A 21,483-nucleotide genomic window follows, 5' to 3' on the forward strand; every position below is an offset into this window, starting at 1 on the left:
GTGCTTGGAGTGGTGCAGCTCCATGATCTGCCCCGAGATGGACGGCGCGAGAGCCCCGTAGTCGTAATCGAGATCCGGAAGCGTGTATTCCGCCATGTCGTTCCCTTTCGGTAGACGTTCGGTCGTGCTCGCGCGCTCCGCGTTCGAAGCGCATCGCCTCTCATCCTTCCACTTTTCGCCGCCCGTGGCAGGGCCGAGATCATCCTCGATCCGCTCCGCTCGGCAGCCGCCCGCGGGACAATGGGCGGGTGAGCGACGATGACCAGCGGCTGATCACGCCCTCCGTGCAGAGCGCGGAGGGCGCCGGCACCGACCGGACGTTCGACAGGTCGGTCGACGCACCACAGCACCGCGAGCTGCCGGAGAGCCTGCACCCGGCCACGCGGGCATGGTTCGCCCGGGATCTCGGTGCGCCCACCCCTGTGCAGTTGGGCGCCTGGGACGCCGTGGCCTCGGGCGAGGATGCCCTGGTGATCGCACCGACCGGTTCCGGCAAGACGCTGGCGGCCTTCCTGCGCGCGCTGGACGATCTCATGTTCGCCCCGTCGGCCGAGGAGCAGCGCAGGGAGCGCACCCGGGTCCTGTACATCTCCCCGATGAAGGCGCTGGGCGTCGACGTCGAGCGCAATCTGCGCCGCCCGCTCGCCGGCATCGCCGCGCAGGCGGAGGCTTCCGGACACGAGGCGGCACCGGTCCGAGTGGGCGTGCGCTCCGGGGACACCACCTCCTCCGAGCGGCGACGGCTGATCGCTCACCCGCCGGACATCCTGATCACCACGCCCGAGTCGCTCTTCCTCATGCTGACCTCCGCCGCGCGGGAGACGCTGATGGACGTGGACACCGTCATCCTCGACGAGGTCCACGCGGTCGCCGGCAGCAAGCGCGGCGTGCATCTGGCCTTGTCCCTGGCGCGGCTGGATGCCCTGATCACGGGTGGCGACGCGCCCGGCGAGCGCCGTCGGCCGCAGCGACTGGGCCTCTCGGCGACGGTGGAGCCCGCTGAGGAGGTCGCTCGCTTCCTCTCCCCCGCCGGAACCAGGGCACGGGTGGTCTCCCCGCCGGGCGCCAAGCAGTGGGACCTCGGCGTCACGGTGCCCGTACCGGACATGGACGACGTCGCTCCCCCGGCCGACGCGGTCGACGAGGAGGACGTCTCCGGCACGATCTGGCCGCACGTGGAGCGGGCCGTCCTGGCCGAGGTCGAGGCGCACCGCTCCACGATCGTCTTCTCCAACTCCCGGCGTCAGGCCGAGCGGATCGCCGAGCGGTTGAACCTCCTGCATCGACGGCTGCGCGCGAGCGAGCCCGAGGCGATCCTCGAACGTGCCGACCTCCAGGGCGACAGCGGTAGCGCTGAGGCCGGCGAGATCGCCCGCGTCCATCACGGCTCCATGTCCAAGGAGGCGCGCCGGCAGACGGAGGACCTGCTCAAGGCCGGGTCGCTGCGCTGCGTCGTCGCCACCTCCACGCTCGAGCTGGGCATCGACATGGGGGCGGTGGACTGCGTCGTGCAGGTCTCCGCGCCGTTCGCGGTCGCCTCGCTGCTGCAGCGCGTGGGCCGGGCCGGCCACGGGGTCGGCGACGTCTCCCGCGGGAGGCTGCATCCACTGCATGCGCTGGACGTCGTCCACTCGGCGCTCATGGTGCGCGAGGCGGCGGCGGGCCGGCTGGAGCCGCTGGAGGTGCCTCGCAACGCCCTGGATGTGCTGGCCCAGCACACGCTCTCAGCCGCCGCCCTGGACGAGCTGGATGTCGGTCGGTGGCTGGAGGTGGCCCGGTCCGCCCACCCCTATGCGGAGCTTCCCCGCAGCGCGTTCGATGCCGTTGTCGACATGCTGACCGGGCGATACCCCTCGACCGCCTTCTCCGAGCTGCGGCCCCGGCTGATCCACGATCGCGAGCGGGGCGTGCTGACGGCCCGGCCCGGCGTGCAGCGCCTGGTGGTCACCAATGCCGGCACGATCCCCGACCGTGGCCTGTTCCCGGTGTTCCTCGAAGCCGGCGCGGAGCAGCCCCGCCGGGTCGGCGAGCTGGACGAGGAGATGGTCTATGAGTCCCGCCGTGGTGATGTGATCACGCTGGGCACCTCGAGCTGGCGGATCGAGGAGATCACCCATGAGCGGGTCACCGTCTCCCCCGCCCCCGGATTCTCCGGGCGGCTCCCGTTCTGGCACGCCGACAACGCGACCCGGCCCCCGACCCTGGGTCAGGCGATCGGCGAGTACCTCGAGGAGCTCGCCGAGCAGGATCCCGGCGAGCGCGAGCAGGCGCTCACGGGCCTGGGTCTGGATCCCCATGCTCGCGCCCAGGTGCACCTGCTGCTGGAGCGGCAGAACCAGACCGCCGGGGTGATCCCCAGCAGCCGGCGCCTGGTCCTCGAGCGCTTCATCGACGATCTCGGCGACTGGCGGATCGTGGTGCACTGCGCGCTGGGCCGGCGGGTCACCGCCCCGTGGGCACTGGCGATCAGCGACCGGCTGCGGGAGACCGGCGGCTCGCAGGTCCAGGTCGTCGCCACGGACGACGGCATCGTGCTGCGGCTGCCGCAGGGTGCGGCCGCACCGACCGCGGCCCTGGTGCTGTTCTCCCCCGACGTCATCGAACAGACGGTCCACCACCTCGTGGGCTCCTCGGCCCTGTTCGCCTCCCGCTTCCGCGAATGCTCGGCGCGGGCGCTGCTGCTGCCGCGCCGGGTGCCGACCTCACGGGCGCCGCTGTGGCAGCAGCGACAGCGCTCGGCCACCCTGCTGGACGCCGCCCGGGACCATCCGGATTTCCCGATGATGCTGGAGGCGGCGCGGGAGTGCCTGCAGGACGAGTACGACGTGCCGGCCCTGACCGCTCTGCTCGGCGATCTCGAGGCCGGCCGCATCGAGCTGGTCGAGGTCGACGTCGACCAGCCCAGCCCCATCGCCCGCGCCGTGATGTTCGGGTACGAGGGCACCTTCATCTACGACGCCGACGCCCCGCTGGCAGAGCGCCGCACCGCGGCCCTGACCCTGGATCAGTCGGTCCTGGCGGAGCTGCTGGGGACCGTGTCGCTGCGCGAGCTGCTGGTGCCGGAGGCGATTGCCCGCGTCTGCGCGGACGCGCAGCTGCTCAGCCCCGAGCGCGCGATCCGGGACGCTGAGGATCTGGCCGACGCCCTGCGCCGGCTGGGGCCGCTGACCCAGGCGCAGGTGCTCGCGCGCTTCTCGCGCACCGGCCCGGTTGCCGATTCCGATACCGATACCGATACCGATGCTGCGCCCGCGCCCGACCCCGCCACCGTCCGCGGCGCTGTCGCGGAGCTCGAAGCGGCGGGCAGGATTCTGCGACTGCACTGGCACGACGACGAGCATCTCGCCCTGGTCGAGGAGGCAGGCCTGTGGCGGGACGCCGCCGGGAACGAGGTGCTGCCCAGCGGCGCTGAGGGACAGCTGCCGGCGGTGGTGCTCGACCCCGTCGAGGACGCCGCGGTGCAGGTCGTGGCGCGGTGGGCTCGCTCGCACGGCCCCTTCACGGCCGAGGAACTCATCGAGGATCTTCCGCTGCCGCCCGAGACCGTGCGGTCGACCCTCGCGGAGCTCTCCGCGCGGCGGGTGCTCTCCCGGGGCGGTTTCCTCCCGGGCCGCGAGAGCGAGGAGTGGGTCGATGCCGACGTGCTGCGGCGGATCCGACGGGCCTCGCTGGCCGCCTCCCGCCGTGACATCGCGCCCGTCTCGCCCGCTGCCTTCGCCACCTTCACGCTGGGATGGCACGGCGTGGGGAGGGAGCCGGCAACCCCAGCAACGCCTGCAACCGACCCGGATGCTGCCGCGGACGCAGTGGCGGACGTCATCGACCAGCTCACCGGATTGGAGGCGCCGTTGAGCGTGTGGCGGGAGGATCTGCTGCCCGTGCGACTGGGGGCCTCCGCCCAGCGTCTGCTCGAGGAGTCCCTGTCGCGCGGCGAGGTGGTCCTGACCGCCCGCGGGGGCGGCGGCTCCCGAGAGCCTCTGGTCAAGCTCCATCTCGCGGACGCGATGGCGCTGGGGATCGATGGCGAGGAGATCGCCGGGGCCCGAGCCGCCCTGGAGGCGGGGTCCCTTCCTCGGCTGGTCCTGGACGCGCTGGATGATGCCGTCGGCCCGGTGCGCCTGTCCGACCTGGCCGCCGCGGTGCGCCGACGGCGCGGGGATGACTCCTCCCTGTCGCTGGCCCAGGTGGCCGCGGCGCTCGAGGAGCTGGCCCTGGCGGGCCTGGCGACCCCTGGTTCGCTCACCGCGCTGCCGGGCCAGCAGGCCGCCTCCCGTCCCGCGCCCGCTCGGTCTCCCGGCCGCCGCGGCGGGTCCGCCTCCCGGCGGGGCCGACGCGGTGCCGCCCGGCTGTCGGCCTCCCTGCTGCGCGCGGAGAGCGAGGATTCGGCCCTGGCGTCGCTGACGGGACCGGCCGCCCGGGGGCGCTGGAGCGCGGTGCGGATCCCGGATGTCGACCCCTCGGCCCGCCGTGCGGCACGGGTCGCCCTGCTGATCGATCGCCACGGACTGCTGACCCGCGGCGCGGTCACCCAGGAAGCTGTCCCCGGCGGGTGGTCCTCGGTGTTCCGCGAGCTGGCCGATCTCGAGGACTCCGGCTCTGTGCGCCGCGGCTACTTCGTCGAGGGCCTGGGCGCCGCCCAGTTCGCCCAGGCCGCTGCCGTGGACCGACTGCGCTCGGCCCAGCCCGGCGGCCCCACGGTGGTCCTCTCCGCGCTGGATCCGGCGAACCCCTTCGGCGCGGTGCTCCCGTGGCCGGAGTCCCGCGCGGCGGGGCGGCCACAGCGTCGCGCCGGGGCGCACGTGGTGATCGTCCGTGGCCGGGCGGCCGCCTACCTCGAAGCCGGTGGCAGGTCGCTGCGGTGGTGGCTCGAGCACGACGAGGGCTGCGAGCACGAGGCGGCCTCGGCCCTCGCGCAGGCGGCCGATGCGGGGCGCCTGGGACGCGTCGCGATCGAGAAGATCGACGGCGTGGCCGTCACCGCCCCCGAGGCCGAGCAGACCGCCGCGTCCCGCCGAGCCGTGGACGCCCTGCTGCGCGCCGGCTTCTCCCGCGCCCCCAAGAGCCTCCGCTTCCACGGGCGGTAGGAGAGCGACCGTCGGCCGCTGAGTATCTCTGAGCGGTCACGATGTCCGAAAAGCACTGGACTGACCGGCCCGGGCCGTCGACGATGGCGGGTGACGCCCTGCGGGCGCCTCGTCCGACGGCCCGGCCCAGCTGCCCGGGCCGAGCACATCCTCGTCCGCCCCCGCCGACCACGTCCACGTCCAGGAGGCGCCCCCGTGAACGCCGACCGTGAAGCAATCCGCACCGAGGGCCTGGTCAAACGGTTCGGCGACAACGTCGCGGTGGACGGTATCGACCTCGTCGTCCCCCGCGGTGGGGTATACGGGGTGCTGGGCCCCAACGGCGCCGGCAAGACCACCGCCATCCGCATGCTCGCGACGTTGCTGCGGCCCGACGCCGGCCACGCCCAGGTGCTCGGCCACGATGTCGTCGCCGAGGCCCGCACCGTGCGCGAGAAGATCGCCTTGACGGGACAGTTCGCGTCGCTGGACGAGGACCTCACCGGCATCGAGAACCTGATGCTGTTGGGACGCCTGCTGGGCTACAGCAATCGCCGCGCCCGCTCCCGCGGCCTCGAGCTGCTCGACGCCTTCGGTCTCGATGACGCCGCCGGCCGCCAGGTCAAGAAGTACTCCGGCGGGATGCGCCGCCGCCTCGATATCGCCGGGTCCCTGCTGGTCACCCCCGAGCTGATCTTCCTCGACGAGCCGACCACCGGCATCGATCCGCGCAGCCGCAACCAGGTGTGGGACATCGTGCGCACCTTGGTCTCCGCCGGGACGACCGTGCTTCTGACCACCCAGTACCTCGAAGAGGCCGATCAGCTCGCCGACCGCCTCGCCGTCATCGATCACGGCCGCGTGATCGCGGAGGGAACCTCCGGACAGCTGAAGGCCCAGGTGGGCGCCGGGGCACTGAAGGTGCGGGTCGCCGACCCCGCGCAGCGGGAACTGGCGGCCGACGTCCTCACCCGCGCCACCTCGGCGGAGGCCACGCGGGAGCCGGATCCCTCGGCGCTGGTGGTGCGACTGGAGTCCACCAGCGGCGCCGCCGGCGCACTGCGAGCGCTGGAGGAGTCCGATGTCGAGGTCGAGTCCTTCGCTCTGGGCCATCCCAGCCTGGACGAGGTCTTCCTGGCGCTCACCGGTGAGCACGCCGACACAGCCCGCAGCACCGACGATGACGGAACCCGCGCCGACGAGGAGAGTGTGAGCACGTCATGAACCAGGCCACCGTCTCACCGGGCACCGCGACCGCGACGGCCCCGGACCGGATCCGCAGCGTCCTCGTCGCCCCCGGGGATCGTCCCCGCCGCGCCTCGGCGCTCAGCGCCTGCCTCACCTACGGCTGGCGTGCCCTGCTGAAGATCAAGCACGTCCCCGAGCAGCTGTTCGACGTGACGATCTTCCCGATCATGATGACGGTGATGTTCACCTACATCTTCGGCGGGGCGCTGGCCGGGTCGGTGGGTCAGTACGTGCAGTTCCTGATCCCGGGCATCTTCGTCCAGACCCTCATCATGATCACGATGTACACCGGGCTCACCCTGAACCGTGACATCTCCAAGGGAGTCTTCGACCGCTTCCGCTCCCTGCCGGTGTGGAGGCCCTCGCAGCTGGTGGGCGCGCTGCTCGGGGATCAGGTGCGCTATGCGCTGGCGGGAGTGATCATCTTGCTGGTGGGCGTGGTGATGGGATTCCGTCCCGACGGCGGCCTGATCGGGGTGCTGGCGGCCTTCGCCCTGCTGCTGGTGTTCTCCTTCAGCCTGTCCTGGGTGTGGACGATGATCGCGCTGATGGTGCGCAGCGAGCAGGCGGCGATGGGCGTCTCAATGTTCATCCTGATGCCGCTGACCTTCGCCTCGAACATCTTCGTCAGCCCCGAGACGATGCCGAGCTGGCTGCGGGCGGCCGTCGAGGTCAACCCGATCTCCGTGGTGGTCGGCACCGTGCGTGAGCTGATGAGCGGGACGTACGACGGCGGGTCGCTGCTGACAGTGTTCATCTACTGCGCCGCCCTGGTGGCCGTGTTCGGGCCGATCTCGATGGTGATCTACAACCGCAAGTCCTGAGCGGCACGATCCCTCAGGGCACGATCCGACGCGGTGCCCCCGCCTCGTCCGTGCCCAGCCAGCCCCGCAGGATCAGCACCAGCGCGGCGCCGGAGAGGACCCCGTCGGCGATCCCCACCGGCAGCAGCAGGACCGTCAGCACCAGCGTGACCGCACAGTTGACCAGAGACAGCACCAGCCCCCAGAGCCGGTTCCGCAGCAGCGCGATGCCGCCGATGATCCTCAGCGCGGCGAAGACTCCGCTGAGAGCCATCATCGAGTAGAGGTTGTCCTGGAGATACGCGAGAGCGAAGATCTCGGTGCGCTCCGTGATCACCTCCGGCGGGATGCGCAGGGCCAGCAGCGCCAGCAGGCCGAGGGCGGCGGAGGCCTCCATGAGGACGCCCTGGACCAGCAGCAGCACAGCTGCCACCTGCAGCTGCCGGCGCCGGGAGCGCGATGTGTTCTCCGCCATGGTGACCAGACAACCATTGCCCCGGTCACCGTGGGGCTCGTCCGTACGATCGGCCTGTCGGATCCTCGGTAGACTCCGGGGCCGTCAGCCTCCATAGCTCAATGGATAGAGCAACGGCCTTCTAATCCGTAGGTTGCAGGTTCGAGTCCTGCTGGGGGCGCCCCGCAGCTTCACCCGAGGGTGAAGCGTGCCGCCGCCGCGACCGCGAGGGTGAGGTAGGCCAGCGGAAACGCGATGTTGTGCAGCACGCGCTCGCTCACATGCCTCCAGACGGCGCCGACGTAGAACAGCACCAGGCCGGTGGCTGCCACGAGGCCTACCCAGGGCAGCCAGAGCAGCCCGACGACGAGGCCGAGAGCCCCGGCCGCCTTCAGAGCCGCGAGGAGGGGAAGCACGGATCTGCTCAGGCCGACCTCGTCGGAGTTCTCCAGCACGAACTTCGCGGGAAGGAGATCCGCCACGACGATGGCGATGATCGCGGCGATGCACACGACCAGGAGGACGTTCAGTACCGTGATCAGCATGGCGCGCTCATGCCTCGTAGTGCCCGAGAACCGTCGCCGGTTGCGGCGGCACCGGTCGCCCGACCCAGTCGGCGATCCTCTCCCGGACAGCCAGAGACTCGGGCAGGCTGGTCAGGGGATTCTCAGCGGCATCGCGCAGATCCAGCAGCAGCAGTATCTCCGGAGGTTCTCCTACCCGGATGGCCGTGTACTCCACGCCGTCCGGGGCAGCTACAGCAAGGGCGACGAAGAGCTCGTGGAGCGCTGATTCGATGTCCGCCAGACGGTTCGCGTGAGGTCGGAAGCGAACGATCTGTAGAGTCATGGTCAGGCCTCTCGTGCGGGGGTCGTCAGGTGGGGCTTCCTCACTCCTTCTGACGTCCCGCCCCCGACAAAGGTGACCCATGCTCGAGGATTTCGAGAACGTTCGGCCCCATCTGCTCGCCGTCGCCCTCCGCATCGTCGGCTCCGTGCACGATGCGGAAGACATCGTGCAGTCGGCCTACCTGCGTGCCCGACGGGCCGACTCCGCTGAGATCCAGAACCCGCAGGGATGGCTGACCACGATCACCGCGCGACTGTCTCTCGACCATCTCCGCTCCCAGCGGCGCCACCGGGAGCTTCCCCTGCCCGAGAAGGATCCCGCCGACGAGGCGCTCGCGCCCGAGGAGCACGCGCTCCGGCGCGACGACGTCTCCCGGGCACTGCTGGTCGTCCTCACGCAGCTCACCCCGCCCCAGCGAGTCGCGCTGGTCCTCCATGACATCTTCGGCGTCCCCTTCGAGCAGGTGGCCTCGGTGCTCGAGACCTCACCTGCTTCGGCGAAGAAGCTGGCCAGCCGTGCTCGTCATCGAATCGATCCCGAGCAGCCGACGGATCCGGCCGTGCACGCGGAGCACACGCGCGTCGTGGCCGCCTTCCTCGAGGCGGCCGGCAGTGGGGATCTCGAGCGGCTCACCCGCCTCCTCGCTCCCGATGCCGTGCGCGTCGCAGATCGCACTCTGCTTCCGTCTCAGACTCCGACCGTCGTGCACGGGGCGCGAGCCGTCGCGAAGGAGACCCGCTCGTTCCGCCACCGCATCCTCATGGGCGTCCCGCTCCTCATCGACGGTCTTCCCGGCGCGGTGATCGCTCCCGGCGGCATCCCGCTGATCACCGTCAGGCTGACCATCGATGGCGGTGCCGTCCACCGCGTCGATCTGGCCCCGTACCGTCGCGAGCATCTCCGTGTGCCGGGCACGACGTCGGGTGTGGTCAGGATGCTGCGAAGTCCGCGCGGTGGTCCCGTGCCCACTGACAGAAGGTGAGCGGCGGCCTGCCAAGGACCCGAGCGACGTCCTCCGAGACCGGTTCAGGAGTGTCGGCACTTGCAGCCCAGGCCGCCAGGATCATGTCGGCGAAGTCCTCTCCCACTTCTGCGGCCAGAGCGGGCCGCGCGTCAGCCGCCGTCTGCTCCTCCCAGACGGCGTCGTGCTCAGCCTCCTCGGCGATGACGCGGACCTGATCGATCTGGCTGATCGCCTCCGGTCCGGTGAGGACGTAGGAGCGGCCCGCGTGACCGTCGTCGACGAGAGCTCGCACGGCAACCGCCGCCACGTCCTGCTCGTGGACGAGCGAGCGGCGCATGCGGCCGAACGGCGCCCGCACGACTCCGCGATGGATCTGGTCGGACCACGCCAGGGCATTGACCGCCAGCCCGGAGACCCGCAGGAAGGTCCACTGGGGAACCGAGTCCCGGATGGCTCGCTCCACTGCACCCCAGACGCCGCCCTCCTCCGCCTCGGTCGCGGACAGGTAGACGACGCGTCCGACGCGACGAGCCAGGGCCTCGATGACCTCCCCCGCGCCGGCGGCCTCGTCGTCCGTTCCCGGCCAGATCAGGTAGGCGGCTGTCGCGCCCCGCGCCGCGGCCGCCACGTCGGCGGGACGCCTCACGTCGCCCGCCACGACGTCCGCCCCCTCAGGAAGAGCCGCTCGCTCCGGGTCGCGGGTCAGCGCTCGCACGCGATACCCCTCGGCGAGGAGCCCTGCTACGACGTGCCGGCCGGTGTTTCCCGTGGCGCCGGTGACCAGGATCGAGGGTGTCATCGTCTCTCCTCCGTGGTGGTCGTCTTCGTGCACTGACTCACACTGAGGGCTGAACAATGGTTGAAGTCAAGGGTGCCCGAGAGCCACGGAGATCTCCGACCGCACAGCCCGTCGGGCCCGATCGGCACCGGACATCGTCACCATGTCGGCACCGTGGCGGAGGAGGACTACGCTCGAGGACGGTCCATGGCTTGAGGCGTCGAGGCACCGCGCAGCTCTTGCGAGCGGGCGGGCGCGTCCAGTGTCCGAGCATCAGCCCGAGCATTCGACTCCCGAGGAGCCCCCATGATCATCAAGGCCCTCACGGTCGGCGGCATCGCCCTCCTGCTCGCGCTCCGGTTGTTGCGGGGACGCTTCGGGGCCCGCCTGCTCGGGGTCTCCGTCCGCGTCCTGAACGTGGTCTATCTCCTGGCGCTGGTGCTCGCCGCTGCCCTCGCGGTGATCTTTGAGGCGTGGGTGCTGCTGGTGGTGGTCGCCGTCCTGCTGGTGCTCAGCGCGGTCGAGGAGATCCGTCGGCGTGCCCGTCGCAGAGCCGACCCGCCCTCGCGCGCCCGCGATAGTGTGGTCCGGTGACATCCACCTCCTCCCGCGCCATCAACGACCGCATCATCTGGGTCGACTGCGAGATGACCGGCCTCGACAGGGAGCGCGACGCGCTCGTCGAGATCGCCGTCCTCGTCACCGACGCCGATCTGAACATCCTCGGCGAGGGCATCGACCTCGTCATCAAGCCTCCGGCCGAGGCTGTCGAGGGCATGGATCCCTTCGTGGTGAACATGCACACCACCTCGGGACTCATCGACGAGTTCGATGCCGGAATGAGCCTCGAGGAGGCCGAGGAGCTGTGTCTTGCCTACGTCCAGGAGTTCTGCCCCGAGCCGGGCAAGGCACCGCTGGCGGGCAACAGCGTCGGCACCGACCGCGTCTTCCTGGACCGCGACCTGCCGGTGTTCGCGGGCTGGCTGTCGTACCGCACGATCGACGTCTCCAGCTTCAAGGAGCTCGCCAAGCGCTGGTTCCCCCGCGTCTACTACAACATCCCCGCCAAGCACGGCGGCCACCGCGCCCTCGCCGACATCCGCGAGTCCATCCAGGAGCTGAAGTACTACCGCCAGGTGCTGCTGACCGCCGAGCCGGGCCCGACCACGGCCCAGGCGCAGGAGGCGTCCCGCACCTTCGAACTCACCGAGGAGACGTCCGTGACCCCTGCGCCCGGCCCCCACACCCCCTGGCTCGACCGCCTCTCACACCGCACCTGGCTGGAGGGCGAGGGCGATGAGCTGCTCGTGTTCGGCTCGGAATCGGTCCGCGAGGACGGCGGCTTCGCCTGGCTCGACGAGGACGGCGCCCCGGATCTCTCGCGCCCCTCCGAACTGTGGATCACCTGCCGGATGACGCACAGCTTCGCCCTCGGCCACCTGCTGGGTCGGCCCGACTTCGGCCGGTTCGCCGACCACGGCGTCGCCTCGCTGCGGGGCGTCTTCCTCGATGCCGAGCACGGCGGCTGGTTCGCCTCGGTGGCCGACGGCAAGCCCGTCGACGACTCCAAGCAGGCCTACGCGCACGCCTTCGTGGTCCTGGCCGCCTCCTCCGCTCTCGCCGCCGGCCGTCCCGGTGCCCAGGAGCTGCTGGACGAGGCCCTCGCGGTGCTCGACGAGAAGTTCTTCGAGGAATCCGCCGGCATGAGCGTCGATACCTTCGACCGCACCTTCACCGAGTGCGAGGAGTACCGCGGGATCAACGCGAACATGCACACGGTCGAAGCCCTGCTGGCGGCGGCCGACGTCACCGGTGAGCGTCGCTGGTTGGACCGCGCCGTGGGCATCATGACGCGCGCGATCGACGAGTTCGCCCGCGCCAACGACTGGGCCCTGCCGGAGCACTACGACACCGACTGGAACCCGCTGCTGGACTACAACCGCGACCAGCCGAACCACCCCTTCCGGCCCTACGGCGCGACCGTCGGCCACTGGATCGAGTGGGCCCGCCTGGTGCTGCACGGGCGCGCCGCACTGATCGCGGCCGACGGGCAGGCGCCGGAGTGGATGCTGGAGGCCGCCACCGCGCTGATGGAGAAGTCCGCCGCCAGCTTCGGCGCCGACGGAGCGCCCGGCTTCGTCTACACCGTGGACTGGGACGGCACCCCGGTGGCCCGCGAGCGGATGCACTGGGTCGCCGCCGAGGCCGTCGGCGCCGCTGCCGTGATGTACCAGGTCACCGGCGATCGCGTGTGGGCCGAGCGCTACGAGCAGTGGTGGGAGTACATCTCCACCTACCTGCTCGACGCGGACGGCGGCTCCTGGTTCCACGAGCTCGATGCGGACAACGAGCCCCAGGGCGTGACGTGGCCCGGCAAGCCGGACATCTACCACGCCTTCCAGGCCACGCTCATCCCCCGCCTGCCGGTCACGCCGACGCTTGCGGCGGCTCTGGCCGACGGCCAGCTCGATTCGAACCTCTGAGCCGGTCGCTGCGCTAGCCGCTCGACAGGACGACGCCGCTCCGGCGGCGTCGTCTCAGCTCTCGTCGAGCCGGTCGATGGCCGTCTGGAGCCGATCGATCTTCCCGTCGAGTTCACCGGTGCGGCCGGGACGGATATCCGCCTTGAGCACCAGCGAGACGCGGGAGCCGTAACGGCCCGCTTCATCGGTGGCGCGCCGCACGACGTCCATCACCTCGTCCCACTCCCCCTCGATCTCGGTGAACATCGAGGAGGTGCGATGTGGGAGGCCGGAGTCGCGCACGATGCGCACGGCGGCGGCCACGGCATCGTGGACGCTGGCACTGTCGGCGTCGTCGGTGAGCCGGCGTGCGATGGCGGGGTCGGAGGGTTCACCGGTGGGCTGGATGGAGAAGGCAACGATCATGGGTGCAGTCTCCGCCCCATGAACGCCCGGTGCAATGCGTCTCACATGCTCACCGGCGCTCTGGAGGCGGTGTTCGAGGCTCGGAGACGGTATGCTCGTCTCTCGTTGCGGGCCACGGTTCGCACATGGTGGTCGTAGCTCAGTTGGTAGAGCTCCTGGTTGTGGTCCAGGCGGTCGCGGGTTCAAATCCCGTCGATCACCCCATCTGACCTGCGGAAACAGGTCCAACGTGCCGTCCGGAGATCGCTCTGGACGGCACGATTGCTCCCAAGCTGACTTCACGGCGCCAGCGTCGCGCTCACCAGGAACGCCTTCTTGCCGTTGTGTGCCGCGCGCGGCCATGATGAAGCATGGACATCGACGAACTGCTCGAACTCGAGCACCAGGGCTGGGGCGCGCTCTGCGACGGCACCGGGGCGGACTTCTACGGCGAGATCATGACCGAGGACGGCGTCATGATCCTGGCCCACGGCTACGTCTTCGACCGGCAGAGCGTCATCTCCTCGCTGCGCGATGCCCCGACGTGGGACCGCTACGCGATTCGCGACGAACGGCTGATCGGCGCCGGTGCGGAGACAGCGATCGTGGTCTACTCGGCGCTCGCATTCCGCGGGGACGAGGAACCCTTCAACGCCCTCATGTCCTCCACGTACACGCGGCGGGACGGCCGGTGGCGGCTCGCCCTCTATCAGCAGACACCGGTCCCCGCCGATACATCTGCTCAGGCCTGATCCGGAACGGATCCGCCGGTGAGCGACGAATCGGACGTGCGGCGCCTGGCGATGGCGCTGCCGCAGGTCACGGAGAAGACCTCATACGGCACCCCGGCCTTCTATGCGGCCGGGAAGATCTTCGCCCGGATGCACGAGGAACCCGGCGTCCTGGTCTGCTGGCGCTCCGACCTCGACCAGCGCGAGGTGCTGCTGGCTGCCGACCCCGCCGCGTTCTTCACCACGCCGCACTATCGCGGGCACGCAAGCGTGCTGGTGCGCCTCGAGCGCATCTGCCCGGACGAGCTGGCGGAGCTGCTGGCCGAAGCCTGGGAGGCCCGGACCGGTCGCCGAATATGACCGCCTGGCCCCATGCCCACGCACTCACGGCTGTGACGACCATGAGAGCCGGAGGCGCGGGTCACTCGATGAGGACCTCGCGCATCTCCTGCCAGAAGCCGGTGACGTGGGCGCGCGCCGCCTGCTCCGCGCGGTCCGCGTCGCCCTCGATCACCGCGGTGAGGACATCGACGTGCTCGTCGACCGCCTCGTCCAGGCGCTGGACCCGTTCCAGGCCGAGGAACCACAGGCGCAGACTCAGAGTGAGGTAGGTGCCGAGGGTGTCCTGAAGGTAGCGATTGCGCGTGGCGCGATGGACGCAGTGGTGGACGCGCTGGTCGGTGCGGATCAGTGCGCGGATAGTCTGGGCCTGCTGGGCATGTCGGGCCTGCTCGATCTCCGCCAGCAGCTCCGCGGCCAGGCGCCGGTCCTCGACGTCGGCTCGCTCGGCCGCCAGGCGGGCGCCGAGCCCCTCGAGGTCGACCCGCACCTCGGAGACGTGCTTGAGATCGCGCACCTCCACCGGCGCGACCACCATCCCGCGACGGGCATAGACGGTGACCAGCCCTTCGTCGGCCAGGCGCCGCACCGCTTCGCGCACAGGGGTCCGGCCCAGCTGCAACCGGTCACGGAGCTCGGATTCATCGAGCCCGGACCCCGGCGGCAGGGCCAGGGTGACCAGCAGATCTCGGATGCGGTAGTAGGCGATCTGTGACAGCGACGCCGGGGTGATCCCGGGCGGGACGAGCACCGTCAGGCCGTCGAGCGCCCCGCCCCGACCGTCGCGGTCGTCGTCGTCGCGGTCTTCGTCGTCCGAACCCATGGCGTCACTCCCCTCGCTGATATATCTTGAGGATACCCACGGAGAGTTCGGGAGGACGCCATGGCACAGTTGCCGGACCGCGCAGACATCGTCGTCATCGGGGCCGGGGTGGTGGGCAATGCCGCTGTCCGGCATCTCGCCGACCTCGGATGGCGCAACATCGTCCAGATCGACAAGGGTCCCCTGCCGGACCCGGGCGGCTCGACGGGGCACGCCTCGAACTTCGTCTTCCCCGTCGACCACTCCAAGGAGGTCACCGACCTGACGGTGGACTCGCTTCGGCAGTACGAGGAGCTCGGCGTGCTCTCGATCTGCGGCGGCATCGAGGTCGCCCGCAGCCAGGAACGGATGCAGGAGCTCACCCGCCGCATGACCTCGGCGAGATCCTGGGGCGTCGAGGCGCATCTGATCAGCCCGGCCGAGATCCAGGAGCTCGTGCCGTACTGCAACGCGGACCTCCTGATCGGAGGGTTCCACACGCCCACCGGCGCGATCGTCGACCCGCTGGCTGCCGGCGCCCTCTTCCGCCAGTACGCGGAGGATCTCGGCGCGCTGACCGTCTGTCCCGAGACCGAGGTGACCGACATCCAGGTCACCTCCGGCAGGGTCGAACGCGTCGTCACCGACCGCGGCGAGATCGAGACCGAGCTCGTCGTCGTGGCCTGCGGCGTCTGGAGTCCACGGATCGCCGCGCTGGCCGGGGCATCGATCCCGCTCACCCCGGCCGTGCACCAGATGATCGACGTCGGCCCCATCCCCGAGCTCGAGCGCAGCGAGGAGTGGATCAGCTTCCCACTGCTGCGGGACATGGACTGCCTGATGTACGAGCGCCAGCGCGGGCCCGACCTCGAGATCGGCTCCTACGCGCACCGGCCGCTGCTGCACCGTCCCGAGGAGATCCCGCCCTACGGAGCGCCGGGTCAGGCCTCCCCGACCTCCTTCCCGTTCACCGAGGAGGATTTCACCCAGCAGCTCGAGCACGCACGGGAGATGTTCCCTCAGCTGCTGACCGACCCCGAGCCGCCCCGTCAATCGGCCCTGAACGGGCTGCTGTCGGTGACACCCGACGGCGGCGCGCTGGTCGGCGAGACCCCCGAGGTGCGCGGACTGTGGTCGGCGGCGGCCGTGTGGATCAAGGAAGGCGCCGGGGTGGGCCGCATGCTCGCCGAGCTGATCACCGACGGCGTCAGCGAGATCGACCACCACGGATCCGACATCGCCCGCTTCCACCCCGCCGCCCGCACCCAGGCCCACGTGCTCGCGCGCGCCGCGGAGGGCTTCCCGAAGATCTACGGCATCAGCCATCCCCGGGAGCAATGGCTCTCCGATCGCCCCCTGCGCACCAGTCCGTTCCATCCGCGCACCGACGCGCTGGGGGCCGAGTACTTCGAGGCCGCGGGGTGGGAGCGGCCGCAGTGGTACTCCTCCAACGCCGACCTGGTCGAGGAGTACACCGGGCAGATCACCCGGCGCGACAGCGAGTGGGACGCGCGGTGGTGGTCCCCGATCATCGAGGCCGAGCACCTGGCGATGCGCGAGCGGGTCGCGATGATCGACCTCGGCGCCTTCGCCATCTTCGACATCTCCGGGCCCGGCGCCCTCGCCCTTCTCGAACATCTCGCGATGGCGAAGGTCGACGTGAAGGTCGGGCGCGTGGTCTACACCCCCATGCTCACCCCCGCCGGCGGGTTCCGCTGTGACCTCACCATCGTGCGCCGCGGGCCCGAGGAGTTCCGGGTGATCACTGGCGGCGCCGAGGGCAGCAGGGACCTGAAGTGGCTGCGCGACCACCTGCCGGCCGACGGCACCGTGCACCTGGAGGACCGGACCTCGGCCCTCAGCACGGTCGGTGTCTGGGGCCCGCGGGCACGGGCGCTGGTCTCGTCGCTGACGACACATGATCTGTCCGACGCCGCCTTCGGCTTCGGCACCTCGCAGGACGTCGAGCTCGGCTCGGTGCCCGTCTCGATGCTGCGGATCTCCTACGTCGGCGAGTTCGGCTGGGAGATCCATGTCCCCAGCGAGCACGGTCTGCGCCTGTGGGACATGCTGTTCGAGGCCGGCCAGGAGCACGGAGTCCGTCCCGCAGGCATCGGGGTGTACGGCACCACGGGCCGCATGGAGAAGGCCTACCGACTGATGGGAGCCGAGCTCACGGCGGAGTACGACCCGGTCGAGGCCGGGCTGGCACTGCCGAAGGTCAAGCGACCGGATTTCGTGGGCAAGCAGGCCTACCTCGAGGCACGCGAGAGCGGCCCGGCGACCACACTGTGCACCCTCGCCCTCGAGCCACCGGCCGACGGGACGCCACCGCGCTTCATGACCGGCAGCGAGCCCGTCCTCACGCCGGACGGCGCCCCGATCGTCGACGCCCGCGGTCGGCGCTCCTACGTCACCTCCGCCGGCCCGGCACCGTCGCTGGGCCGCTATCTGCTGATGGCCTACCTGCCGCCGGAGCTGGCCAGCGAGGGGACCCGGCTGCAGGTGGAGTATCTCGGCGGTCATCACCCCGTCTCGGTGCTGACCGTAGGGCGCACGCCCCCGTTCGACCCCGAGGACACCCGGATGAAGGCCTGAGTGCGGCGCGCAGAGGGCACTCCTCGTCTCAGCCGGTGACCTCCACCCGGTGCCCGAGCCGTCGGGAGATCTCCCGGGCCCCGCTCAGCAGGGTCTCGGCGGCAGCGGGCAGCTCGTCCGGGGCGAGCCGGTACGTCGGCCCCGCGGCCGAGAGCGCGGCGATCACGGTGCCCTCGGGGCCGTAGATCGGGGCCGCGACGGCGTTCAGCCCCTCTTCGAACTCCTCGACGGCCTGAGCCCAGCCGCGCTCGCGGATGATCCGCAGTTCCCGCCGCAGCAGGTCGGGCGCGGTGATGGTGCGCTCGGTGAAGCGCTCCAGGTCGGCGGCGATCAAGGGCTCGGACTCGTCGCGAGGCAGATGAGCCAGCAGCATCTTCCCGCTGGAGGTGGCGTGCAGGACCGTCCGTCCTCCGACCCAGTTGTGCAGCGCGACCGTCCGGGTCCCTTCCGCCTGGTAGAGATTCACGGCGGATCCGGAGCGGTAGACGGCGAGGTTGACCGTTTCGCCGAGCTCTTCGGCCAGCGCGTCGCACACCGGGCCCGCCTGGTCGGTGAGGTCCAGCCCGGAGCGGGTCGAGGCCGCCAGCCGCAGCACGCCGACCCCGAGCTGCACGACGGAGCCCGCTTCGGAACGTTCGACCAGGTCATGATTCTCCAGCGCCCCCAGCAGGCGCGACGCCGTGGAGACGTGGACGTCGAGCTCGCGCGCGATCTGCCCCACGCCCGACTGCCCGTCGCGCGCAAGGATCTCCAGCACCTGCGCCGCTCGTTCGACCGACTGCACCGTTCCCGTTCCCGGCATGCGATTCCTTCCATCCCTCCTGCTGATACCGCCTGCTCGCAGCGCCCGTCCGACCGACGTCGCCGCGATCGTTGCGCTATACGCAAAGCATTGCGTATAGCGCATCCATGGTGTCACAGTGGAGTACGGACGCATATTGGAGGCACACGATGACCGTGAACCAGAACCCAGGCATGCTGCTCTACCCGCGTCTTCGCAAGTCCCCGTTCTTCTACGCATCGAGGCGTCACGGGGTCGCGAAGTACAGCGTCTACAACCACACCTACCACCCCCGCCACTACGGCGACCCGGTCGCCGAGTACTGGGCGCTCCTGGAGGGCGTCACCCTCTGGGACGTCGGCGTCGAGAGGCAGATCGAGATCTCCGGGCCGGACGCCTTCGATTTCACGAACTTGCTCGTCACACGTGACCTGTCGAAGTGCAAGGTCGGTCAGTGCAAGTACGTCTTCCTCACCGACCAGCACGGCGGCATCCTCAACGACCCTGTGCTGCTGCGGGTCGAGGAGAACCGCTTCTGGCTCTCCCTCGCCGACAGCGACATCCTGCTGTGGGCCCGCGGCGTCGCCACCTACGCCGGGATGGACGTGCAGATCGAGGAGATCGACGTCGGTCCCGTCCAGGTCCAGGGCCCGAAGTCCTACGCCGTGCTGCGGGATCTGCTCGGGGACGCCGTCGCCGACATCAAGTACTACTACCTCCACGACTTCCAGATCGACGGGATCGACGTGACCGTCTCGCGCACCGGGTACACCGGCGAGATCGGCTACGAGATCTACGTCCATAACGCCTCCCGTGATGCCGAGCGGCTGTGGGAGCTGGTCTGGGAGGCCGGTGAGCCCTACGGCATAAAGGTGATCGGCCCCTGCCATATCCGTCGCATCGAGGGCGGCATGCTCGCCCACGGTGCGGATATCACCGTGGGTACCAACCCCTTCGAGGTCGGGATGGGCTACGACTGGATGGTCGACCTGAACCAGGAGGCGGACTTCATCGGGAAGCAGGCCCTGACCCGGATCAAGGCCGAGGGGCCGAAGCGCAAGCTCGTCGGCCTCGAGATCGCCGGCCCGGAGCTGGGCTCGTACAACGACGGGTCGATGATCGATCGCTTCCCCGTCCATCACGACGGCGAACGGGTCGGCGAGGTCACCTCCGCCTGCCACTCGCCGCGCCTGGGCAAGAACATCGGCCTCGCACTGGTCCCGGCCGGACTCTCGGACCTGGGCACCGAGTTCACCGTCCAGACCGGCGAACCCACCGGGGCCGGTGGCGTCTCGGATTCCGAGCCCGTCGCAGCCGTGGTGGTGCCCAAGCCGTTCATCGACCCGACGAAGGAGCTGCCCAAGAGCGACGTCAAGGAGCTGTCCGGCAGTGGCGCCACAGCAGCCTGAGAGTTCCGCGCCGTGGCCGGTGGCCATGACGGACGCCCCGCAGTTCGAGGTGATCCCGCTGCCAGGCGTCGCCGAGGAGGCGGCCCGGCAGCTGCCGGCCGGTTCACGGGTGACCGTGACGGCCTCGGGGCGCCACGGCCTGGAGGCGACGCTGGCCACGGCGCGAGAACTCTCCTCTCTCGGATTCACCGCCATCCCGCATCTGGCCGCGCGGCAGGTGCCGGGCGAGTCCGCTCTGGAGACGATCCTGACGGGCCTGGAGTCCGACGGGATCGGGGAGGTGTTCGTCATCGCCGGGGACGCGGCCGAGCCCGCCGGGAGCTTCACCGGGGCCTCGGACCTGCTGGCCGCGATGGCCGGCACCGCGCACGGGTTCACGGTGGGCGTGGGCGCGCATCCGGAGGGTCACCCGTTCGTCGACGAGGAGGAGGCGATACGTCTGCTCCAGGAAAAGGCGGCCACCGCTTCCTACCTGGTCACCCAGATGTGCTTCTCCGCGCAGCCGCTGCTGCGCTGGACGCGGCAGGTCCGTGAGCACGGCATCGAGCTGCCGGTGCGTCCCGGGGTGGCGGCGCCGACGGGCATGAAACGGCTGCTGCGGATCGCGGGCAAGGTCGGCGTCGGGCCGTCGCTGCGCCTGCTGGGCAGCCACCGATCCGGGATCCGGCACCTGCTGGGCCCGGGGTCCTGGAGCCCCGATGCGCTGCTGACCGAGCTGGCCCCGGCGTTCGAGGATCCGGCCCTGCGGCTCGAGGGCCTGCACGTGTACACGTTCAACTCGCTGGAGACCACGGGCACATGGTGGGCCAGGCAGAGCCCTGAGCAGAGGCGGCCCGCGAGCTGAGCGGCGTCCCCATCGACGCGGCGACCGGGACGGTCCCACCACTCGCTCAGGCGGATCTGGCAGGGTCGGGAGGGCTCAGACCTCCCCCGAAGGGACCACGTGGATGGAACAGCTGGACCCGGGCGCCGACGACCCCACCGAGACGGTGCGCGACCTCGTGCGTGCGCGGCAGGACCGCGTGCTGCAGAGCCAGGACGATCCAGAGCTCCTGACCGCGCAGCTCCAGCAGGTCCACCAGGAGTTCACCAGGCTGCGGATGCACTACCAGTTCGGCATCGACGAGGTCGAGACGAAGGTCAACGTGCTGCGCCAGGAGTTCGAGCAGATCCACGACTACAGCCCCATCGAGCACGTCCGCTCGCGCCTGAAGTCCACCGAGAGCCTCCTGGAGAAGGCCGTCCGCACCGGCGGCGACATGACCATCGCGGCCATCCGGGAACGGGTCCACGACATCGCCGGGATCCGCATCACCTGCAGCTTCGTCTCGGACGTGTACTGGATCGCGGACATGCTCAGCCGGCAGCCGGATCTCGAGGTGCTCACGGTCAAGGACTACATCGCCGAGCCGAAGCCCAACGGGTACCGCTCGCTGCACCTGCTGGTGCGCGTGCCCGTCTTCCTCTCCGAGCACACCGAGCATGTGCCGGTGGAGATGCAGCTGCGCACGATCGCCATGGACTTCTGGGCCAGCACCGAGCACAAGCTTTCCTACAAGTACCGCCGGCAGCTCCCGGCCCACCTGCGTGCGGAGCTCGACGACGCCGCCCGCGTGGCCACCGATCTCGATGACCGCATGGAGCGGATGCGCCGCGAGATCCGGCCGATGCCCGAGCACGGCGATACGGACGGCGATGCCGACGGCGGCCGGCGCGGGGACGAGCCCGAGGGGTCGCGCGACGGCCGGGCCCCCGGCGCCTGACCAGCCCCTCTCCCCCGCTCGCCCCTGCGGTCCG

19 protein-coding genes, 2 tRNA genes and 1 pseudogene are annotated in these 21,483 nt (G+C 70.5%); 14 read left to right on the forward strand and 8 right to left on the reverse strand.

The features are described 5' to 3' along the window. Positions 1 to 96: pseudogene (locus ACFQRD_RS13100) on the reverse strand (superoxide dismutase); the annotation flags it as partial. A 152-nt stretch (positions 97 to 248) separates the two neighbouring features. On the opposite strand from ACFQRD_RS13100, the gene ACFQRD_RS13105 reads away from it, so the two are divergent. The 3 genes from ACFQRD_RS13105 (at position 249) to ACFQRD_RS13115 (ending at position 7,135) form a co-directional block, all read left to right on the forward strand. Beyond that, positions 249 to 5,084, forward strand: a complete 4,836-nt coding sequence (locus ACFQRD_RS13105) for a DEAD/DEAH box helicase (RefSeq protein ID WP_377017573.1) — start codon at positions 249 to 251, stop codon at positions 5,082 to 5,084. 195 nt (positions 5,085 to 5,279) lie between these two features. Beyond that, complete coding sequence (locus ACFQRD_RS13110; protein ID WP_377017571.1) at positions 5,280 to 6,287, forward strand: ATP-binding cassette domain-containing protein; 1,008 nt, start codon at positions 5,280 to 5,282, stop codon at positions 6,285 to 6,287. Then, on the forward strand, positions 6,284 to 7,135 hold the full coding sequence (locus tag ACFQRD_RS13115) for an ABC transporter permease (RefSeq protein ID WP_377017568.1): 852 nt from the start codon (positions 6,284 to 6,286) through the stop codon (positions 7,133 to 7,135). Before ACFQRD_RS13110 ends, ACFQRD_RS13115 begins: the two co-directional genes overlap by 4 nt. A 13-nt stretch (positions 7,136 to 7,148) precedes the next feature. On the opposite strand, the gene ACFQRD_RS13120 is transcribed toward ACFQRD_RS13115, so the two are convergent. After that, positions 7,149 to 7,589, reverse strand: coding sequence for a hypothetical protein (locus ACFQRD_RS13120; RefSeq protein ID WP_377017566.1), 441 nt, complete (start codon positions 7,587 to 7,589; stop codon positions 7,149 to 7,151). A gap of 87 nt (positions 7,590 to 7,676) precedes the next feature. Between ACFQRD_RS13120 and ACFQRD_RS13125 the strand changes: the two genes are divergently transcribed. Continuing rightward, positions 7,677 to 7,749, forward strand: a tRNA-Arg gene (locus ACFQRD_RS13125). 10 nt (positions 7,750 to 7,759) lie between these two features. Here ACFQRD_RS13125 and ACFQRD_RS13130 read toward each other — a convergent pair. Continuing rightward, entirely contained in the window at positions 7,760 to 8,113 is a 354-nt protein-coding gene (locus tag ACFQRD_RS13130) for a DoxX family protein (RefSeq protein ID WP_377017563.1), read from the reverse strand. A 7-nt stretch (positions 8,114 to 8,120) separates the two neighbouring features. Further along, positions 8,121 to 8,417 carry a hypothetical protein gene (locus tag ACFQRD_RS13135; protein ID WP_377017561.1) on the reverse strand — a complete coding sequence of 99 codons (297 nt, stop codon included), beginning with the start codon at positions 8,415 to 8,417 and terminating at the stop codon, positions 8,121 to 8,123. 79 nt (positions 8,418 to 8,496) lie between these two features. Between ACFQRD_RS13135 and ACFQRD_RS13140 the strand changes: the two genes are divergently transcribed. Further along, positions 8,497 to 9,399: a sigma-70 family RNA polymerase sigma factor gene (locus ACFQRD_RS13140; protein ID WP_377017559.1), complete on the forward strand. Its 903-nt coding sequence runs from the start codon at positions 8,497 to 8,499 to the stop codon at positions 9,397 to 9,399. On the opposite strand, the gene ACFQRD_RS13145 is transcribed toward ACFQRD_RS13140, so the two are convergent. Next, positions 9,347 to 10,180: an SDR family oxidoreductase gene (locus ACFQRD_RS13145; RefSeq protein WP_377017556.1), complete on the reverse strand. Its 834-nt coding sequence runs from the start codon at positions 10,178 to 10,180 to the stop codon at positions 9,347 to 9,349. The two genes, ACFQRD_RS13140 and ACFQRD_RS13145, sit on opposite strands and share 53 nt — an antisense overlap. 285 nt (positions 10,181 to 10,465) lie before the next feature. Between ACFQRD_RS13145 and ACFQRD_RS13150 the strand changes: the two genes are divergently transcribed. Continuing rightward, positions 10,466 to 10,753 carry a hypothetical protein gene (locus tag ACFQRD_RS13150; RefSeq protein ID WP_377017554.1) on the forward strand — a complete coding sequence of 96 codons (288 nt, stop codon included), beginning with the start codon at positions 10,466 to 10,468 and terminating at the stop codon, positions 10,751 to 10,753. Continuing rightward, a complete protein-coding gene (gene orn, locus ACFQRD_RS13155) occupies positions 10,750 to 12,642 on the forward strand; it encodes an oligoribonuclease (protein ID WP_377017553.1) in 1,893 nt (630 codons plus the stop codon). Before ACFQRD_RS13150 ends, orn begins: the two co-directional genes overlap by 4 nt. A 54-nt stretch (positions 12,643 to 12,696) precedes the next feature. Here orn and ACFQRD_RS13160 read toward each other — a convergent pair whose 3' ends face one another. Then, positions 12,697 to 13,047 (reverse strand): MTH1187 family thiamine-binding protein, encoded by a 351-nt coding sequence (locus ACFQRD_RS13160; protein WP_377017550.1) that lies wholly within the window; start codon positions 13,045 to 13,047, stop codon positions 12,697 to 12,699. A 128-nt stretch (positions 13,048 to 13,175) separates the two neighbouring features. Between ACFQRD_RS13160 and ACFQRD_RS13165 the strand changes: the two genes are divergently transcribed. The 3 genes from ACFQRD_RS13165 (at position 13,176) to ACFQRD_RS13175 (ending at position 14,117) form a co-directional block, all read left to right on the forward strand. Continuing rightward, positions 13,176 to 13,251 (forward strand) — tRNA-His (locus ACFQRD_RS13165). A gap of 146 nt (positions 13,252 to 13,397) precedes the next feature. Beyond that, complete coding sequence (locus ACFQRD_RS13170; RefSeq protein WP_377017548.1) at positions 13,398 to 13,778, forward strand: nuclear transport factor 2 family protein; 381 nt, start codon at positions 13,398 to 13,400, stop codon at positions 13,776 to 13,778. 18 nt (positions 13,779 to 13,796) lie between these two features. Beyond that, positions 13,797 to 14,117 carry an MmcQ/YjbR family DNA-binding protein gene (locus ACFQRD_RS13175; RefSeq protein WP_377017545.1) on the forward strand — a complete coding sequence of 107 codons (321 nt, stop codon included), beginning with the start codon at positions 13,797 to 13,799 and terminating at the stop codon, positions 14,115 to 14,117. Between the two features lie 61 nt (positions 14,118 to 14,178). Here ACFQRD_RS13175 and ACFQRD_RS13180 read toward each other — a convergent pair whose 3' ends face one another. Then, positions 14,179 to 14,919, reverse strand: a complete 741-nt coding sequence (locus tag ACFQRD_RS13180) for a GntR family transcriptional regulator (RefSeq protein ID WP_377017543.1) — start codon at positions 14,917 to 14,919, stop codon at positions 14,179 to 14,181. A 60-nt stretch (positions 14,920 to 14,979) separates the two neighbouring features. On the opposite strand from ACFQRD_RS13180, the gene ACFQRD_RS13185 reads away from it, so the two are divergent. Beyond that, the gene (locus ACFQRD_RS13185) at positions 14,980 to 17,496 is read left to right on the forward strand and encodes an FAD-dependent oxidoreductase (RefSeq protein WP_377017541.1); all 2,517 of its coding nucleotides are present in this window, start codon (positions 14,980 to 14,982) and stop codon (positions 17,494 to 17,496) included. A 28-nt stretch (positions 17,497 to 17,524) separates the two neighbouring features. On the opposite strand, the gene ACFQRD_RS13190 is transcribed toward ACFQRD_RS13185, so the two are convergent. Then, positions 17,525 to 18,298, reverse strand: a complete 774-nt coding sequence (locus ACFQRD_RS13190; protein ID WP_377804507.1) for an IclR family transcriptional regulator — start codon at positions 18,296 to 18,298, stop codon at positions 17,525 to 17,527. A 149-nt stretch (positions 18,299 to 18,447) separates the two neighbouring features. On the opposite strand from ACFQRD_RS13190, the gene ACFQRD_RS13195 reads away from it, so the two are divergent. From ACFQRD_RS13195 to ACFQRD_RS13205, 3 genes are all read left to right on the forward strand, one after another. Next, positions 18,448 to 19,686, forward strand: coding sequence for a glycine cleavage T C-terminal barrel domain-containing protein (locus tag ACFQRD_RS13195; protein WP_377804509.1), 1,239 nt, complete (start codon positions 18,448 to 18,450; stop codon positions 19,684 to 19,686). After that, the gene (locus tag ACFQRD_RS13200) at positions 19,667 to 20,530 is read left to right on the forward strand and encodes a methylenetetrahydrofolate reductase (protein WP_377017534.1); all 864 of its coding nucleotides are present in this window, start codon (positions 19,667 to 19,669) and stop codon (positions 20,528 to 20,530) included. The genes ACFQRD_RS13195 and ACFQRD_RS13200 overlap by 20 nt, the downstream gene beginning before the upstream one ends. A 103-nt stretch (positions 20,531 to 20,633) precedes the next feature. Continuing rightward, positions 20,634 to 21,449, forward strand: coding sequence for a GTP pyrophosphokinase family protein (locus tag ACFQRD_RS13205; RefSeq protein WP_377017532.1), 816 nt, complete (start codon positions 20,634 to 20,636; stop codon positions 21,447 to 21,449). Positions 21,450 to 21,483 lie beyond the last annotated feature (34 nt).

Source organism: Brachybacterium sp. GCM10030268, from assembly GCF_042666305.1.
Lineage (GTDB): Bacteria > Actinomycetota > Actinomycetes > Actinomycetales > Dermabacteraceae > Brachybacterium.

Excerpts from the sequence above, each read along its gene's own strand:
- ACFQRD_RS13130 (WP_377017563.1), bottom strand. The coding sequence starts at position 8,113 with ATGCTGATCACGGTACTGAACGTCCTCCTGGTCGTGTGCATCGCCGCG.
- ACFQRD_RS13120 (WP_377017566.1), bottom strand. The coding sequence starts at position 7,589 with ATGGCGGAGAACACATCGCGCTCCCGGCGCCGGCAGCTGCAGGTGGCA.
- ACFQRD_RS13115 (WP_377017568.1), top strand. The coding sequence starts at position 6,284 with ATGAACCAGGCCACCGTCTCACCGGGCACCGCGACCGCGACGGCCCCG.
- ACFQRD_RS13190 (WP_377804507.1), bottom strand. The coding sequence starts at position 18,298 with ATGCCGGGAACGGGAACGGTGCAGTCGGTCGAACGAGCGGCGCAGGTG.
- ACFQRD_RS13185 (WP_377017541.1), top strand. The coding sequence starts at position 14,980 with ATGGCACAGTTGCCGGACCGCGCAGACATCGTCGTCATCGGGGCCGGG.
- ACFQRD_RS13195 (WP_377804509.1), top strand. The coding sequence starts at position 18,448 with ATGACCGTGAACCAGAACCCAGGCATGCTGCTCTACCCGCGTCTTCGC.
- ACFQRD_RS13150 (WP_377017554.1), top strand. The coding sequence starts at position 10,466 with ATGATCATCAAGGCCCTCACGGTCGGCGGCATCGCCCTCCTGCTCGCG.
- ACFQRD_RS13145 (WP_377017556.1), bottom strand. The coding sequence starts at position 10,180 with ATGACACCCTCGATCCTGGTCACCGGCGCCACGGGAAACACCGGCCGG.
- ACFQRD_RS13170 (WP_377017548.1), top strand. The coding sequence starts at position 13,398 with ATGGACATCGACGAACTGCTCGAACTCGAGCACCAGGGCTGGGGCGCG.
- ACFQRD_RS13140 (WP_377017559.1), top strand. The coding sequence starts at position 8,497 with ATGCTCGAGGATTTCGAGAACGTTCGGCCCCATCTGCTCGCCGTCGCC.
- ACFQRD_RS13135 (WP_377017561.1), bottom strand. The coding sequence starts at position 8,417 with ATGACTCTACAGATCGTTCGCTTCCGACCTCACGCGAACCGTCTGGCG.
- ACFQRD_RS13180 (WP_377017543.1), bottom strand. The coding sequence starts at position 14,919 with ATGGGTTCGGACGACGAAGACCGCGACGACGACGACCGCGACGGTCGG.
- ACFQRD_RS13160 (WP_377017550.1), bottom strand. The coding sequence starts at position 13,047 with ATGATCGTTGCCTTCTCCATCCAGCCCACCGGTGAACCCTCCGACCCC.
- ACFQRD_RS13205 (WP_377017532.1), top strand. The coding sequence starts at position 20,634 with ATGGAACAGCTGGACCCGGGCGCCGACGACCCCACCGAGACGGTGCGC.